The sequence below is a fragment of the Rossellomorea sp. H136 genome (assembly GCF_056838065.1).
In genome coordinates this window covers 4,185,473-4,200,876 of record NZ_CM166371.1, presented here as the reverse complement: position 1 = coordinate 4,200,876, position 15,404 = coordinate 4,185,473, and the positions used below count along the sequence as shown (strand labels likewise).

Genomic DNA, 15,404 nt, shown 5'->3' with positions numbered 1-15,404 from the left:
TGAAGGAAAGTAGGGGTATCATTGAGTATGATCGTTCAAAAGTTTGGTGGAACCTCTGTTGGTTCTACAGATCGAATCAAGCGCATGGTCTTTCATGTCATGAAGGAAAGAGAAAAAGGCCATGATGTTGTCGTAGTGGTATCAGCAATGAATAAAACGACTGATACACTCGTAAGATTGGCAGGGGAACTCTCTGCAGAGCCAAGTAAGAGAGAGATGGATATGCTCTTAAGTACCGGGGAGCAGGTGACGATCTCCCTTTTGACAATGGCCCTGCAGCATAAGGGGCTGGAAGCCGTATCCCTGACAGGCAGACAAGCGGGAATTCAAACCGATGGAGTATTTGGGAATGCCAAGATTGCCTCGATCAATACCGATCGGATTAAATCTGAGTTATCAAAGGGACGAATCGTCGTGGTAGCCGGTTTTCAAGGAATTACGGATAAAGGAGAGGTGACTACATTAGGGAGGGGCGGTTCCGATACGACGGCAGCTGCTCTTGCTGCCGCTTTAAAAGCGGATAGGTGTGATATTTATACGGATGTAGATGGGGTGTATACGGCGGATCCGCGAATCGTTCCCCGGGCAGCGAAAATTGACACCCTCTCCTATGATGAGATGCTGCGTTTAGCCACCATGGGAGCTGGTGTCCTGCATCCGAGAGCGATTAAACATGCGAGAGAACATTATGTACCGCTTGTGGTTTGTTCCAGTTTGACCGAGGGGCGTGGGACCGTCATTAGTGGAAGAACACAGAGAAATGCCCCTATTGTGGGAGTAGCCTACCAGAGTGATATCTCTGTTCTGACAATCATTGACTGTAATGGTGGAGAGTCACTGATTCTTTATGATCTCGATTCCCATCATATTGAAACAGAAATCATTAAATACGAGGAAAACCTTGTTCTCATCGTTAAAGATCAGGATTTTCATGAAGTGAAAAGAATTGTTGGACAATATAATCAGGCATACTCTCATATTGAGGAAAGAGAGGACCTATCTAAGGTTTCCGTGATCGGTCGGATCAACTCATCACATGAGGTGAGAGAAAAGGTCACCAACGTTTTTCATGACTACCATATTGCAAAGGCATCCATTTGGGAATCCCCGGTAGGATTAAGTGCACTGGTTGATAGATGTGATGTAGAAAAAGCGGCCAGAGTCCTTCATATGCACTTCGGTTTGGACTATGTAGAATCAAGGAGAGCTGTTTTGTAGGGAGGCCAAACATTCTGTCTATAAGTAGGTTTCAATTATAAAAAGTGTATAGGGACTCCTATACACTTTTTCAGCTATGGACTAATCAAAACAGGTGTACCGATTGGAACGAGTCCCGCTAACTCCTCAACGTCTTTGTTATACATTCGTATACATCCCCTCGACACGGCATTTCCAATCGAGCTTGGGTCATTGGTTCCATGAATCCCATAACTTTCTTTCGATAAACTCATCCACATCGTTCCAAAGGGTCCGCCGGGATTTGGTGCTTTGTTAATGATGATGAATTCCCCAATGGGAGTTTCAAAGAGTACTCTCCCCACTGCAATGGGGTACTGCTTGATTTGAACCCCATCCTTGAACAAACGCAGCCACCGGTTGTTAACAGAAACCTGAATACGGTAAGGGTTATTGGTTGTATCCGGAATCCCAGGTATCGTAATCGTTTGACCTGGATAGATCACATTCGGATCAATACCGGGATTGGCATTAAGTATGGCAGGTAACGGGGTTCTGTAATCTCTTGAAATTTGACTAAGTGTTTCTCCCATCTTGACTGTGTGAATCAGCTCAAACACCTCCCAATTTCACTCTCCCTCTATCCTATGTGCGTGAGAGAAAGTCGTTCAAGAAGATGAGTAAGTGAAAAAGCCTGCGCCTCTTAAATGAAAGAGGAGACAGGCATCCATCCAACGTTATTGAGGCATGTTTTGTTGTGGAACGGTTGTATAACTTTGGAGCATAAGGGTCATATCCTGGTCGTTTAATTGAGGAACCTGATAATAGCCGTGTTTATTTTGATAGAGGAAAATCTCATAGCTCATTTCAATGAAATTCGGGACGCTGTCAGCTACGACACGGCGTAAGACAGGGTTTGTCATCTCAAGGGCTGTCATGGCAAGAAGCATAGCCAATGATTTAGTTTGTCCCAGCATATAAGCGGATAAGCCTTTATCGGAAAGGTCGTTGACCGATTGATTCGGTTTTTTAGGTGCTCCGGGCTTGATACCGTATGTGGTGGTATTGGTTTGAGTCATTTTGTATTGCTGGGTCGGAACGATAGGGTCATGCCCTGTCGAAAAGCTGCCGACGATCGTATTATATATAGTTGTGACGAATGTTGACTGGCGCTTAAGTATACTTTTAAGTTCAGGATCCTGAATATGCTGATCATACATTTGATACTGATCGAGCATGCTGATGATCCCTGCTATGATCTCATGGGCATCAAAGAGCTCATGTCCCCCATGGTTTTTACTTTGAGTGTTCATCATATTCGGTGGCATCTGATTTCCAGGTGATGTCATATTCGATTGTTGTCCTTGATTTTGCATCTGTTTTTTCCTCCTTGAAAATAGCATCGATAATTAGAATATCCTTATTAAGCACAATTATGTATTTCGGTTTAATACTTGGCAGCCTGTCCGAATACACTAGGAAGAAGTTAATTTGAAGGTGGTAGAAGATGAGTATTTTCATAAGCTATATCATTTTGGGATTATCGCTTTCTGCACCTATGGGACCGATAAATGCCGCTCAATTGGACAAGGGGATCCGCTTCGGCTTTTTCCATGCCTGGCTTGTAGGGGTAGGGGGGATGGTAGCGGACGGGATCTTTATGCTTCTTATTTATTTCGGAGTTTCTCAATTTATTGATACACCGGTCATTAAATTGTTCTTGTGGGCATTCGGGTTCATTGTATTGACGTATACAGGGATTGAAAGCATCCTGAAATCGGGATCCATTACAAAGCCCTCTCATCAAACTCTGAATGAAACGAAAGGAAAAGCTTTTCGCACAGGATTCTTTATGGCCATTTCCAATCCATTAAGCATTCTGTTTTGGCTTGGTATCTATGGGTCTATATTAGCTCATACTTCCGGTTCCTATGAAGCTGGACAGCTCTTCCTGTATAGCATGGGGATCTTTCTTGGAATCACCCTTTGGGATCTAACGATGGCCGGTGTGGCTACTGGTGCAAGGAAACTGGTCAGTCCCATGATCTTGCGGGTCATCTCCATTATTTCCGGTCTCATTTTGATGGGGTTTGGAATCTCCTTCGGTGTCCAGGCCTGTCGATTAATATTCGGCTAGACAGACACCCACTAAGTTCCTTCCTAATAGGATAAATGTGTACTATTTAGGAGGGAACGGCTATATGTTATGGTCTAAAAGTTTGATCGATCAACAAGGCGAGGAACTCACCCCATGGCAACAAGCAGCCTACGCCCATTTCTCGTCTGTCATGTGCGAAGTAGAACACCCTTACCCATGTGTACCTGGAAAACAAGGCTTTCAGACGGATACATTACGCTTTGGATTTGCAGAAGATCCAAGAAAACAAGCAGCTTCTGAAAAACTTGCCTGCTTACTCAAACAATATGGTGAAATCTCAAGGGATACAGGGAAATATGCATCTCTTGTTGTCTTTTTTAATTCAGAGGAGATAGTGGCTGATAATCAATCGATTGATTCTTATCAGGAAATATTTTGGGGTTTATTGAATAAGATTCATGAATTGGATGAATCACCTTGGCCGGAAGATATCGCGAAGGATCCCCATCATCATACCTGGGAGTTTTGTTTTGACGGGGAGCCTTACTTTGCCTTCTGTGCAACACCTGCCCATACCATGCGGAAAAGCCGTTATTTTCCTTATTTTCTTGTAGCCTTCCAGCCCAGGTGGGTGTTCGATGAAATCAACTCTTCCACTGCATTTGGCCAGAAATTAAAGAAAGTGATACGGAAGCGGCTCATTGAGTATGATGAGGCAGACCCCCACCCAAGCCTTAAATGGTATGGTCAGGAAGACAACTATGAGTGGAAACAGTATTATCTTAGTGATGATGATTCGTCTCTATCGAAATGCCCATTCTTAAATATGCAAACGAAAATCAAGAGTTAAAGCGTTCAGGCTTCAGCTCTTTTTTCTTTTATTATTGTCACAATCGCAATCAGCACAATGAAGCCGATGCTTACAAAATATCCAATGCGACTTACATGATCAAGAAGTGTGCCGCTGATCGCCAATAAAATGAGGATGAGTGCAAAAGTTGTTTGGAAACGGTCCCACCAACCGGTGCTCATCAGCTTGTGATAGGAAGCAAGGATAAAGATCCATGTGTAAAGAAGCATGAGACCCGCTGCTGTAGTGATATACTCGAATAATTTATCCGGCAGTAGCATGGCGATCATAATTGAAGCAGCGACAAAAAGGGTGGTGAGTCCGAATGCAGGGAGGGGCACATTCCATTTCCCTTTTTTGGCAAAAGCTTTAGGAGCATCCCCTTCTTCTGCCAATGCCACCAGCATCGTCGTGACTGCATATAAGGAAGCGACCATGGTGGAGAACCCCGCAATAATCAGAATAGCGTTGAATACATGGGGGACCCAGGGAAGGTCATATTGTTTAAGGGCGGTTAGAAATGGACTTTCATCCGGATTGATCCTGCCTGCGGGTACGAGCTTTAATACTAGATAAAAGGATAAAAGGTAAAGGATGGTCAAGATAAGAAGCATGATATTCCCTGACTTTGGTGCATCCTTCGGGTCTTTAAGCTCCTGAGCCATCAGTCCCATCACTTCAATTCCCCCGAATCCATAAAAGGCAAAAAGAAGTGCGAGCCACAACCCCTTTCCATTTTGTGGCAGTATCTCTGTTAATGGAGATTGAAGCGTGTGGGCATTAGTACCGGTTCCTAACCACCCGAACATGGCGGCAGTAGAGATGATGACAAACATCACGATGGCTGCTACTTTCATGATTCCAAATAGATTCTCCATCTGTTCCACTTTCTGCACGCCCATCAAAATGACAAGTAATCCAATACCCGCAAATCCGGCAGTGAGCATCCACAGGGGGACGGCAGGAAACCAGAATTGGGCAAAAAGAGCAAGAGCTTAGCTGACTCCCCATAATGAGCATTTCTGCCGACCAATAGACCCATCCGATACTGAACCCTGCCCATGTTCCGTAAGCCTGCTTTGCATAAGTACGGAAGGACCCCTTTTCAGGATGGTGGGCCGTTAATTTTGCAAGGGCTTGAAACACCATCCATGTTCCAATTCCGGCCATTAAATAAGCAATCATAACAGAGGAACCCGCCTTTTGAATGGGGATCGCTGATCCTAGAAAGTAACCTGTTCCAATGATACAGCCCACCCCGATTAAAGAAAGCTGCCACCATGTAAGATTAGTTTGATTCGTGCATTTACTCATCAGTTTTCCACCTGCCTTTACCCCTCATAGTTTGACGTAGAGGTTAATGATTTATGTGAAAAGAGCAGAATGATTTACCTGAGAAAGGAGAGAGTAAATGTTACTGATACTAAGGGGGCTGGCTCATGGTAAAGATTCATCCGAATTGCTGGAGTGAACATGGAGAATTAAAGACGGTGATGGTATGCTCGCCTTCTTCATTGGATATACCTGATCAAAGAACGGCTGATTACGTTGGTTGGGAAAAACCTGTTAAACAGGAAATAGCGAAAGAAAACCATGAAGGTATGATGAAGGCAATGGAAGACGCAGGAATAACGGTCATTGATTACTCCCGGTTCTTAAAAGGAGAAAATGCTGAACTTAATCATCAGCTCATCAATAGGGTATTTGTAAGGGACCTGGCATGTGTATATGGAAATACTGTCATCCCGGGTGATACAGGGATTACAATGAGGGCACCGGAATACGTACATAGTCATGAGCTGTTTCAAACTTGGTTTGACGAAAAGACGTTTTCAATCAAGGAGAATAACCGATTGAAGGCATTGGAAAATGGGGATGTATTCGTTCTGAATAAAGATGCTGTCTTTATTAATACAGGAATGCGAACAAGCATTGAAAGTATTGAAGAGATCCAACAGGAGATCTTTCGGGCCGGTTTCTCGGAGATCGGGATCATCGACTTACCGCGAACCGGGGAAACCATGCATTTGGATATGAACTGCAATGTAGCCGGATCCGACCTTCTCATAGCCAAGAGCTATATGAGGCTCTTTCCAGTACAAATCATCACAGAAAATGGTGGCAGGTACGTGATGATGGAGGAATTCATCCGACGTCAGGGCTTCGACGTTCTATGGACGGATGATGTAAAACACACGGTTGCGGATATCAATTTTCTGAACTTGGATCCGGAGACCCTGTTAGTCAGCACCAAAGCCAATAAGAAGATATTGAAAGGGCATACGAAATTACGAGGGAAGAAATTGATAGAAGTCGATGTGAATGAACTTGAGAAAGGTGGAGGCGGGATAAGGTGTATGACGCTGCCCTTAGAAAGGAAATGAATCATTAAGAGCTGATTGGAACAAGTAGACTGGAGATTACTTCTCCGGTTTTTTTATTGTTCATTTTAGCAAAGATTGCTGTTTTCTAAAGGTAGATTTAATTGAAAATAACACCCGATCATTCTCATTTAAAATAAATTCACACTACTATTATCCCTGTTAGGGTGATGGGATAATAGACCTGCATTTCGCATTACGTAAAATTGTAAATGCTTAAATCTGTTAATGATTTCACTTAAAACCTTTGTATGAAAGGAATACGATGACACTTGATAGAATGGTGCCTTTCCCATACTAAATGACTAGAAGCAGATGAAATTAATTGAGAATAGTTATCAACTACTATTGACATTGATAATCATTATCAATTAAGATGACGTTGGAAGCAAAAGCAAATCAATCACGAAAGGAAGATTTGATTATGAATGTACAAAGTGCCATTTCAAATAGAGAATTACTGGACCAACAGGAGAGACGCGAGTCGAATGCGAGATCCTATCCGAGAAGAATCCCACTGGCAATCAGTGAAGCAGAGGGAATCTATGTAACGGACATGGAAGGGAATAAATACTTGGATTGCTTAGCGGGAGCAGGAACATTAGCGCTGGGTCACAATCATCCGACGGTCATTGAGGCCATGGAGCAAGTGATCCGTGATAAACGGCCATTACATACGTTAGATATTACGACGCCTGTGAAAGAGGAATTTGTGAATGAATTATTCTCCTCGTTGCCAGAAGCATTTCGTGATCGTGCGAAGATCCAATTTTGTGGACCGACAGGCGGCGATGCGATTGAAGCTGCGTTGAAATTAGTGAAGACGGCAACTGGAAGACAAAGTATTCTTACGTTTCAAGGAGGATACCACGGTGCTACTCACGGGACGATGTCCATCAGCGGAAACCTGGGTCCAAAAAAGAACGTACAAGGACTGATGCCTGATACTCACTTCTTACCTTATCCATATACATACCGCTGCCCATTTGGAATAGGAGGAGAGGAGAGCCATCGCATTAGCAGTCAATACATCGAGAATCTCCTGGATGATCCCGAGAGTGGAATATTACCACCGGCTGCCATGATTTTTGAAACGGTCCAAGGTGAAGGTGGCTCCATACCTGCACCGATCGAATGGATCCGGGAAATGAGAAGAATCACTGAAGAACGGGGAATTCCACTCATCATCGACGAAGTACAGACGGGAATCGGACGCACTGGAGAACTATTTTCCTTTGAACATGCAGGAATCGTACCAGATGTGTTTGTTCTTTCAAAAGCAATCGGAGGAAGTCTTCCTCTATCTGTCGTGATATATGATCGTGACCTGGATGCCTGGGAACCGGGGGCACATATCGGTACCTTCAGAGGAAATCAAATGGCCATGGCAGCAGGGACAGCAACATTGAAATTCATTAAGGAGAATCACTTGGTTGCCCATGCGGGGGAAATGGGAGAAAGACTTCTTCAATCTCTGCAAGAGCTTCAACAAGAATTTCCTGAGATAGGTGATGTAAGAGGTAGAGGACTGATGGTAGGAGTGGAAATCATTGATCCCACTATACCTCATTCAGGGAGCGGAAGTCAGCCGGCAAATCCTGACGTCGCGAGCGGAATTCAGCGTGAATGCTTCAAACGGGGATTGATCCTGGAGGTAGGGGGAAGACATGGGGCAGTTGTCCGTTTCCTTCCGCCATTGATCATTACAAGTGAGCAAGTCGATGAAGTGGTATCGATATTCAGAGAAGCTTTAATCGCCTCTCTTGCGGAGTAAAATGATGAAAATGAAAACAATCGAAAGAGAAACCAATCAGAATATAGACTCCTTCTTTCTACATCAAGGGGAAGAGGGAATCAGTGCATTTAATGAACTGATAGATGGAGTAAGCAGGAAACTGCAAAAGCTATATGAAGGTACCGGGAATCCTTTTATAGGGAAAATGCCTGGAGCAATAAAAGAAGAAATCAAACCGATCATGACATTTACTCCTGAAGGGGAATCCTTTGAAGACGTCCTTGATGAAATTGATGAACCGATTTTTAAAAATAGTCTTCATATTTCCCACCAGAAGAGTATGGCCCATTTACATTGTCCTCCTCTACTTCCTGGAGTGGCGGCGGAACTGATCATCGCAACCCTTAATCAATCAATGGATTCCTGGGATCAGAGTACGGCTGCCACCTATGTGGAAGCGGAAATGGTGAAATGGTTAACGGAAAAAATAAGGCTCCCGGCATCATCCGGAGGTGTCTTTACAAGTGGTGGAACCCAATCCAATTATATGGGGCTCCTGTTGGCACGCGATGCATTCTGTCATTCGAAATGGAATCATAACGTACAACGGGATGGTTTACCCGAAGGCTTTAACCGATTAAGGATTCTTTGTTCAGAAGAGGCCCATTTCACTGTGAAGAAAGCGGCTTCTCAACTGGGGTTGGGAGAACAAGCGGTTGTGACGGTTAAGACCGATGAAAATCATCGGATGAGCGTCCGGGAAGTGAATGAAACACTTGAGAAGCTTGATCAGGAGAACTTATTACCCTTTGCCCTTGTTGCTACGTGCGGGACCACCGATTTTGGAAGTATCGACCCAATGGGGGAACTGGCAGAAATCGCCCGTGGGCAGGGGTTATGGTTTCATATCGATGCAGCATACGGCGGTGGGCTGATGCTTAGTCATTCTCATGCGGACAAACTGAAAGGACTGGAGGCTGCTGATTCCATTACGGTGGATTTCCATAAGTTGTTCTATCAGCCCATTAGTTGCGGAGCGTTTCTGGTAAAAGATGAGGTCAATTTCCGTTACCTTTCTTATCATGCTGATTACTTGAATCCCGTCAAAGACGATGAAGAGGGCATCTTGAACCTGGTGAATAAGTCGGTTCAAACAACGAGAAGATTCGATGCGTTAAAACTGTATCTGTCATTAAAGACAGTAGGGACCGGCCTTTTTGGCGACATGATTGATGAAACGTTAAAGCTCGCCAGGTACACAGCTTCTTATATGAAAGAATTACAAGACATTGTGATTCAAAACCCTGAGCCGGAAATCAACACAGTCATCTTTCGCTATCAGCCAAAAAGGATGGAAGGAAAGGATCTGGATCTCAACCATATGAACCGAACGATCCAACAAACCCTGCTTTATAAGGGGAAAGGGGTTATTGCGAAAACAGTGATAAGGGGTGAAACCTTCTTGAAATTGACGTTATTAAATCCAAGAACAAAGCCGGAAGATATTCATTCCCTTCTACATGAGATTGAAGAAATCGGCACCGAATTAGTAAATGGAGGGGTTATACATGAGAAACTCTAAGGAAATTGCTGAACATGCAACGATGCAAAGCTTTCTAAATTGCTATTTAAGAGAAACAGGGAACTACACTGAAGAGAGCGGCTACGACAATGATCCGTCACTTGGGCAGTTTGAGAAAGTCATCGTCTCTCATTTGGTTCTGCAGCAGATTGAATTGATTATACCAGTGAAATATTGGTCTCTTACGGATCGTCATCTATTCGGCTTCCCACTTTATTATCGAGTGGGGAAAAGCGAATTGAAACCACTCGACTACGTTACCCTTACAACACTAGTGGTGAAAGAGTTCTTACTGGATAAACGTCACCACGGGTCAGAAGATGAACTTCTATTAAGAGTGATCCTAAGCTGCAGAAGTATTAAAAGCTATGTTGAAAGTCGGGTACAGGACAACGAGGCACTTACGGATGAAGAATTTAACTACATCGATGCTGAGCAATCTCTTCTATTCGGACATATGCTTCATCCAACCCCGAAAAGTAAACAAGGCCTGACGGAACAAGAAGACCATTTGTATTCTCCTGAATATAAAGGGGAATTTCAGCTTCATTACTTTAGTGCAGAGAAATCGTTGGTAGAACAGGATTCAAGTGTCGATAAATCTGCAGCTTCCATCATCTTTGAAGAGTTAAAGGAAGATTCTGATGTAGATCAGAAATGGTTACAGAAGCTGATGGAAGAAGGTGAACGCGTCTTGCTTCCTGTACACCCCCTTCAAGTGAAGACATTATTGGAAAAGGTGAACGTACAAGACCTGATGGAAGAAGAAAGACTGGACTACATCGGTCCGTTAGGGAAGCGCTTCACGGCTACGTCATCGTTTAGAACGGTCTATAGCAAAGAATCCCGTTACATGTATAAATTCTCCGTCCCTGTCAAAATCACAAACTCTCTTCGCATCAACCAAAAGAAGGAGCTGGCAAGGGGAGTAGAAGTTTCCAGATTACTAGAAACAGAGGTGGGAAATAGCCTTAACCGAGAGTTCCCACAATTTAAGGTCATCCAGGATCCTGCTTATTTAAACATGGACCTGAAAGAAGAAGTTTCCGGGTTTGAGCTGGTCATCAGGGAAAATCCTTTCTATCAAAACAGTCGCGGGTCCAGCTTGATCGCAGCTTTATGCCAGGATCATGCTTATGGAGGAAAAGCCAGAATACATTCCATCATTAAAGGGATAGCGCAAAGAGAGAATAGAAGTCTGGAAGAAGTGAGCGTGGATTGGTTCGATCGATACTTATCCCTGACGCTGGATCCGATGATCTGGTTGTTCCACACCTACGGGATCGCCCTGGAAGCCCATCAGCAGAATTCGGTGATCCACCTAAGGAACGGGTACCCTGAAACCTTCTATTACAGAGATAATCAGGGATACTACTATAGTGAATCCAAAGTAGAAAAACTAAAAAATTCCCTTCCAGAATTAAATCAAGAAAGCGACACCATTTGTGCCGATGAGGTGGCAGAGGAACGATTGCGCTATTACTTCTTCTTTAACCATTTATTCGGGCTGATCAATGGTTTCGGAGCAAGTGGTCTCATCGAAGAAGAAAGACTTATGAATCTTGTAAAGGAACGTCTGGAGTACCATGAACAGCAGTGGGGGGAAGATTCCAATCTACTGAGCAGTTTATTATATCAACCTGTCCTTCCGTGTAAAGCGAATCTACTGACCCGATTCTATGACATGGATGAACTGGTCGGTCCAATGGAAGCTCAATCGGTCTACACGATGGTAAAAAACCCCCTTGCCAAAGAGGTGGAAATCCATCATGTCCTATGACCATGAAGTGTTTGATCAAGAAATCCAAAAAAAGATCCAATTCAAGAAAATAGATTTTGACAAAGATGTAAAACGTATTCACAAATGGATGATGGAGGAGCATGTCCATCCATTCTGGAATTTAAATTTACCATTTGAAAGATTTCAAGAACATTTGAAAAAAGCTTTGTCTGATTCACATCAAACCCTGTACGCAGGGTATCTTGACGGCGTGGCAATGAGTTACTGGGAGGCCTATTGGGTAAAAGGCGACGTGGTGGAGGAAACGTATGCTCCCGCTCCTTTCGATCAGGGGGTGCATCTGTTAATTGGAGAGAGGGAGTATCTTGGTAAAGGACTTTCCCTGCCATTATTACGAGCGATGGTTTCGTATCAGTTTCAAGAAAAGATGACTACTAAAGTCGTAGCGGAGCCGGATATTCGTAATGACAAAATGATCCATGTTTTTGAAAAATGCGGCTTTAAACCGGTTAAACCGATCACTCTCCCAGACAAAACCGGACTGCTAATGTTTTGTGAGAGAAGCGAATTTGAAAAGAGGTGGCTGAATGAAGGACTTCACGAACACATCAAATGAATTATATGACGTCATCGGAATAGGATTGGGTCCGTTTAATCTAGGGTTAGCCGCCTTATTGGACTCTGTACCCGAAGTGAAAAGTGTATTTCTGGAGAAAAAGAAAACCTTCAATTGGCATCCGGGAATGTTGATTGAAGGAACGACCTTACAAGTGCCGTTCTTTGCTGATTTAGTCAGTATGGCAGATGTACGAAGTGATTACAGTTTTCTCCGCTACCTGGAGGCTCATAACCGCTTATATCACTTTTATTTTCTAGAAAAATTTCACATACCACGAAAAGAATATAACCATTATTGCCAATGGGTGAGTGAGCAGTTGGATACTTGCAGATTTGGAATGGATGTTCAAGGGGTTGTTCCGGTCCAATTGGGAAGTGGGGACAGCGTATATGAAGTCACCGTATGGAATGATGCCCTTCAACAAACAGAGACTATGTTTACGAAACATCTCGTACTTGGAATTGGTTCTGTTCCTTCCGTACCTGAAGCTTTTCAGGAAATGCTGGGGAAAACCGTGTTTCATAGTGCCGATTATTTATCCAATAAGGAGATATGTGCAAATGCTGAATCCGTTGCCGTGATTGGATCCGGCCAAAGTGCAGCCGAAGTGTTTCTCGATGTAGCCAAAGAGCAGGAGAATCAAGGATTTTCACTGCAATGGTATACACGTTCAAAGGGATTCTTCCCGATGGAATATTCAAAACTGGGCCTTGAGTATTTTTCGCCCGATTATACCCGGTTCTTTTATCAGCTTCCTCAGGAAAAGAAGGATCAGCTCCTAAAGGAACAAGATCTTCTTTATAAAGGCATCAGTTCAGAGACGATAGGCGATATATATGATTATTTATATGATCGATCCGTTGGGAACGAGGAGCCGAACATCGCCTTGCAGGCCATGACAGAGATCGTCGGCATCGAAAAGACGGAAACGTCCTTTGAGCTGCATGGCTATCATCGGATCATGGATGAACATTTCATTGATAAGGCAGATATCATCATTCTTGGCACGGGCTACAAGCCTGCATTCCCGGGATTCCTTTCGAAAATGAAAGAATGGATTGCCTGGGATGAGTGTGATAGATACAAAGTCAAGGAAGATTATCGATTAGAAACCTTTGTAGAAGGACCGAGTGAAATCTTTGTGCAGAACGGTGAAATGCATACTCACGGAGTCGGGGCACCTGATCTTGGACTCGGTGCGCACCGTAATGCGATCATCATCAATACCATAACAGGAAGAGAAGTATATCCGGTTCAAAACAAAAATGTGTTTCAAACCTTTGGAACTGAATCTGCGCACATTCCGGTTCCTCTCTGATACAAAGAAAACATAGACTAAGTGAAAGAAGGGATAATATGTTATTCAGTGAAGAAATTCAACGTGTTTTTAAGAGTGATAGCTGGAAGAAAGTAAACAAGAAATTGATAGGTAAAATGCTGTCTGAGTATATGTATGAAGATATGATCCGACCAGAAACCCTCTCAGAAGAAGGAGAGGATATTGAATATTCCCTGCAGGTCACAGATTCCAAGCACTATCACTATATCGCACAAAAACGATTGTTTGATAGTTTCGATGTGAAATGGATGACGGTATATATCGTTGAAAATGGAGGAAGAAAGGAAGCTGATAGTGCAATAGAGCTATTGGTCGATCTCCAGGGGGTCATCGGGATGTCATCTGAGACGGCAGGGCATTTAATCAAGGAAATGAACAGTACGTTAATAGCGGATGCCCATCTTCTTGAAAAAGAAACCAAAACATCGGACGAACTGATTCTTGAAGACTACGCTACCCTCGAAGGTTATATGACAGGGCACCCATGGATTACATATAACAAAGGGAGAATCGGGTTCGGGTATGATGATTATCTTGCCTTTGCTCCTGAACAGCAGAAAGAGGTCAAGCTTTCCTGGATTGCTGTTCATAACGACCTTGCATCTTTTCAATCGGTGGAAGGATTGGATTATCAAACGTTGATCGCAGGTGAACTGAGTGAGGAAGATCGAATCCGTTTTGATGAGATCGTCAAACAAAATGGAAGCGAACCATCGGAATACTATTTCTTGCCGGTGCACGAGTGGCAATGGAAGAACACACTGATTCAGAATTTCCCCGAGGAACTGGCCATGGGCCGAATCATTCCTTTAGGAGAAGGAGAAGACCGCTACCTTCCTCAGCAGTCGATCCGCACTTTTGTGAATCGAACGAACAAAGATAAGCATCATGTGAAGCTTCCGATGAGTATATTGAACACCCTTGTTTATCGGGGATTGCCATCTGAACGAACCGTGATTGCTCCTAAGGTGACAGAGTTCATTAAAGGAATGGCTGAAAAGGATCCATTTTTAAAAGATGAATGCCGGGTCATCCTGCCAGGGGAAAATGCCAGTATGAATGTAAATCACCGCTATTATACACAATTAAAGCAGGCACCTTACCAATACTTGGAGATGCTTGGAACCATATGGAGAGAAAGCATCTATACGTATTTAGAAGACGGCGAACAAGCGATTACACTGGCTGCCTTATTGTATGAAGATCATAACAATAAACCGTATGTTGTCAGTTTAATTGAACAATCAGGTCTGGACTCAGAAGAATGGATGAAGCAATTTTTCAAAGTCGTAATGGATCCTCTCCTTCATTACCTCTACCAATACGGAACGGTATTCTCTCCTCATGGACAAAATACGATTGTCGTGTTGAAGGAGGCAAAGCCTCACCGTTTAGCGATTAAAGATTTTGTTGATGATGTCAATATTTCAGATCAGGATTTTCCGGAGCTGCAAGGGCTGTCAGCTGAATTTAAAGCGGTCCTTCGAACAGAGCCGCCTGAAGGACTTACACAGTTCATCTTCACAGGTCTCTTTATTTGTCACTTGAGATACTTGAGCAACCTGTTAAAGAACAATGAAGTGATGGAAGAAGAAACATTCTGGGGTCTCCTTGCTGACTCAATAATCAACTATCAGGAACGATTCCCGCAATTACAAGAACGTTTTAAGCTATTTGACTTCTTTAAACCTGAGCTTACGAAATTATGCCTGAACCGGAACCGTATGGTGGACTACGGATACTCTGATGACGATGACCGCCCACATGCTTCCGAATTCGGAAAAGTAACAAACGCTTTGGCTGCATATAAAATAAACCAGACTGTTGGGTCAATCTGATCCTCCAATCAATAGCGATAATTTTTAAATAGAAAGGCGGCTCAC

12 protein-coding genes and 1 pseudogene are annotated in these 15,404 nt (G+C 43.4%); 10 read left to right on the top strand and 3 right to left on the bottom strand.

Annotated elements, in window-relative coordinates; genetic code table 11:
- Positions 1-21 precede the first annotated feature (21 nt).
- Positions 22-1,218 (top strand): aspartate kinase, encoded by a 1,197-nt coding sequence (locus tag ACYH0O_RS21380; protein ID WP_482630240.1) that lies wholly within the window; start codon positions 22-24, stop codon positions 1,216-1,218.
- A gap of 74 nt (positions 1,219-1,292) precedes the next feature.
- Here ACYH0O_RS21380 and ACYH0O_RS21375 read toward each other — a convergent pair whose 3' ends face one another.
- Both ACYH0O_RS21375 and ACYH0O_RS21370 read right to left on the bottom strand, forming a co-directional pair.
- Entirely contained in the window at positions 1,293-1,787 is a 495-nt protein-coding gene (locus ACYH0O_RS21375) for a L,D-transpeptidase family protein (protein ID WP_482632638.1), read from the bottom strand.
- A gap of 126 nt (positions 1,788-1,913) precedes the next feature.
- On the bottom strand, positions 1,914-2,552 hold the full coding sequence (locus ACYH0O_RS21370; RefSeq protein WP_482630239.1) for a spore coat protein: 639 nt from the start codon (positions 2,550-2,552) through the stop codon (positions 1,914-1,916).
- Between the two features lie 131 nt (positions 2,553-2,683).
- On the opposite strand from ACYH0O_RS21370, the gene ACYH0O_RS21365 reads away from it, so the two are divergent.
- Complete coding sequence (locus ACYH0O_RS21365) at positions 2,684-3,313, top strand: LysE family transporter (RefSeq protein WP_482630238.1); 630 nt, start codon at positions 2,684-2,686, stop codon at positions 3,311-3,313.
- Positions 3,314-3,377: 64 nt separating this feature from the next.
- The gene (locus tag ACYH0O_RS21360; protein WP_482630237.1) at positions 3,378-4,124 is read left to right on the top strand and encodes a YqcI/YcgG family protein; all 747 of its coding nucleotides are present in this window, start codon (positions 3,378-3,380) and stop codon (positions 4,122-4,124) included.
- A gap of 5 nt (positions 4,125-4,129) precedes the next feature.
- Here the strand turns inward: ACYH0O_RS21360 and ACYH0O_RS21355 are convergent.
- Positions 4,130-5,438, bottom strand: a pseudogene (locus ACYH0O_RS21355) (amino acid permease).
- Positions 5,439-5,563: 125 nt separating this feature from the next.
- Here ACYH0O_RS21355 and ACYH0O_RS21350 point away from each other — a divergent pair.
- The 7 genes from ACYH0O_RS21350 to ACYH0O_RS21320 all read left to right on the top strand — a co-directional run bounded on the left by ACYH0O_RS21350 (position 5,564) and on the right by ACYH0O_RS21320 (position 15,359).
- The gene (locus ACYH0O_RS21350) at positions 5,564-6,508 is read left to right on the top strand and encodes an arginine deiminase family protein (protein ID WP_482630236.1); all 945 of its coding nucleotides are present in this window, start codon (positions 5,564-5,566) and stop codon (positions 6,506-6,508) included.
- A gap of 421 nt (positions 6,509-6,929) precedes the next feature.
- Entirely contained in the window at positions 6,930-8,279 is a 1,350-nt protein-coding gene (locus ACYH0O_RS21345) for a diaminobutyrate--2-oxoglutarate transaminase (protein ID WP_482630235.1), read from the top strand.
- A 10-nt stretch (positions 8,280-8,289) separates the two neighbouring features.
- The gene (locus tag ACYH0O_RS21340; protein WP_482630234.1) at positions 8,290-9,822 is read left to right on the top strand and encodes a pyridoxal phosphate-dependent decarboxylase family protein; all 1,533 of its coding nucleotides are present in this window, start codon (positions 8,290-8,292) and stop codon (positions 9,820-9,822) included.
- Positions 9,809-11,602, top strand: coding sequence for an IucA/IucC family protein (locus ACYH0O_RS21335; protein WP_482630233.1), 1,794 nt, complete (start codon positions 9,809-9,811; stop codon positions 11,600-11,602). The genes ACYH0O_RS21340 and ACYH0O_RS21335 overlap by 14 nt, the downstream gene beginning before the upstream one ends.
- Before the next feature lie 22 nt (positions 11,603-11,624).
- Positions 11,625-12,179 carry a GNAT family N-acetyltransferase gene (locus ACYH0O_RS21330; RefSeq protein ID WP_482632637.1) on the top strand — a complete coding sequence of 185 codons (555 nt, stop codon included), beginning with the start codon at positions 11,625-11,627 and terminating at the stop codon, positions 12,177-12,179.
- Entirely contained in the window at positions 12,151-13,500 is a 1,350-nt protein-coding gene (locus tag ACYH0O_RS21325; protein WP_482630232.1) for a lysine N(6)-hydroxylase/L-ornithine N(5)-oxygenase family protein, read from the top strand. Before ACYH0O_RS21330 ends, ACYH0O_RS21325 begins: the two co-directional genes overlap by 29 nt.
- Positions 13,501-13,538: 38 nt before the next feature.
- A complete protein-coding gene (locus tag ACYH0O_RS21320) occupies positions 13,539-15,359 on the top strand; it encodes an IucA/IucC family protein (protein WP_482630231.1) in 1,821 nt (606 codons plus the stop codon).
- Positions 15,360-15,404 lie beyond the last annotated feature (45 nt).

Coding starts and splice junctions, on each gene's coding strand:
- ACYH0O_RS21370 (WP_482630239.1), bottom strand. CDS start 2,552: ATGCAAAATCAAGGACAACAATCGAATATGACATCACCTGGAAATCAG.
- ACYH0O_RS21365 (WP_482630238.1), top strand. CDS start 2,684: ATGAGTATTTTCATAAGCTATATCATTTTGGGATTATCGCTTTCTGCA.
- ACYH0O_RS21360 (WP_482630237.1), top strand. CDS start 3,378: ATGTTATGGTCTAAAAGTTTGATCGATCAACAAGGCGAGGAACTCACC.
- ACYH0O_RS21350 (WP_482630236.1), top strand. CDS start 5,564: ATGGTAAAGATTCATCCGAATTGCTGGAGTGAACATGGAGAATTAAAG.
- ACYH0O_RS21345 (WP_482630235.1), top strand. CDS start 6,930: ATGAATGTACAAAGTGCCATTTCAAATAGAGAATTACTGGACCAACAG.
- ACYH0O_RS21340 (WP_482630234.1), top strand. CDS start 8,290: ATGAAAACAATCGAAAGAGAAACCAATCAGAATATAGACTCCTTCTTT.
- ACYH0O_RS21335 (WP_482630233.1), top strand. CDS start 9,809: ATGAGAAACTCTAAGGAAATTGCTGAACATGCAACGATGCAAAGCTTT.
- ACYH0O_RS21325 (WP_482630232.1), top strand. CDS start 12,151: ATGAAGGACTTCACGAACACATCAAATGAATTATATGACGTCATCGGA.
- ACYH0O_RS21320 (WP_482630231.1), top strand. CDS start 13,539: ATGTTATTCAGTGAAGAAATTCAACGTGTTTTTAAGAGTGATAGCTGG.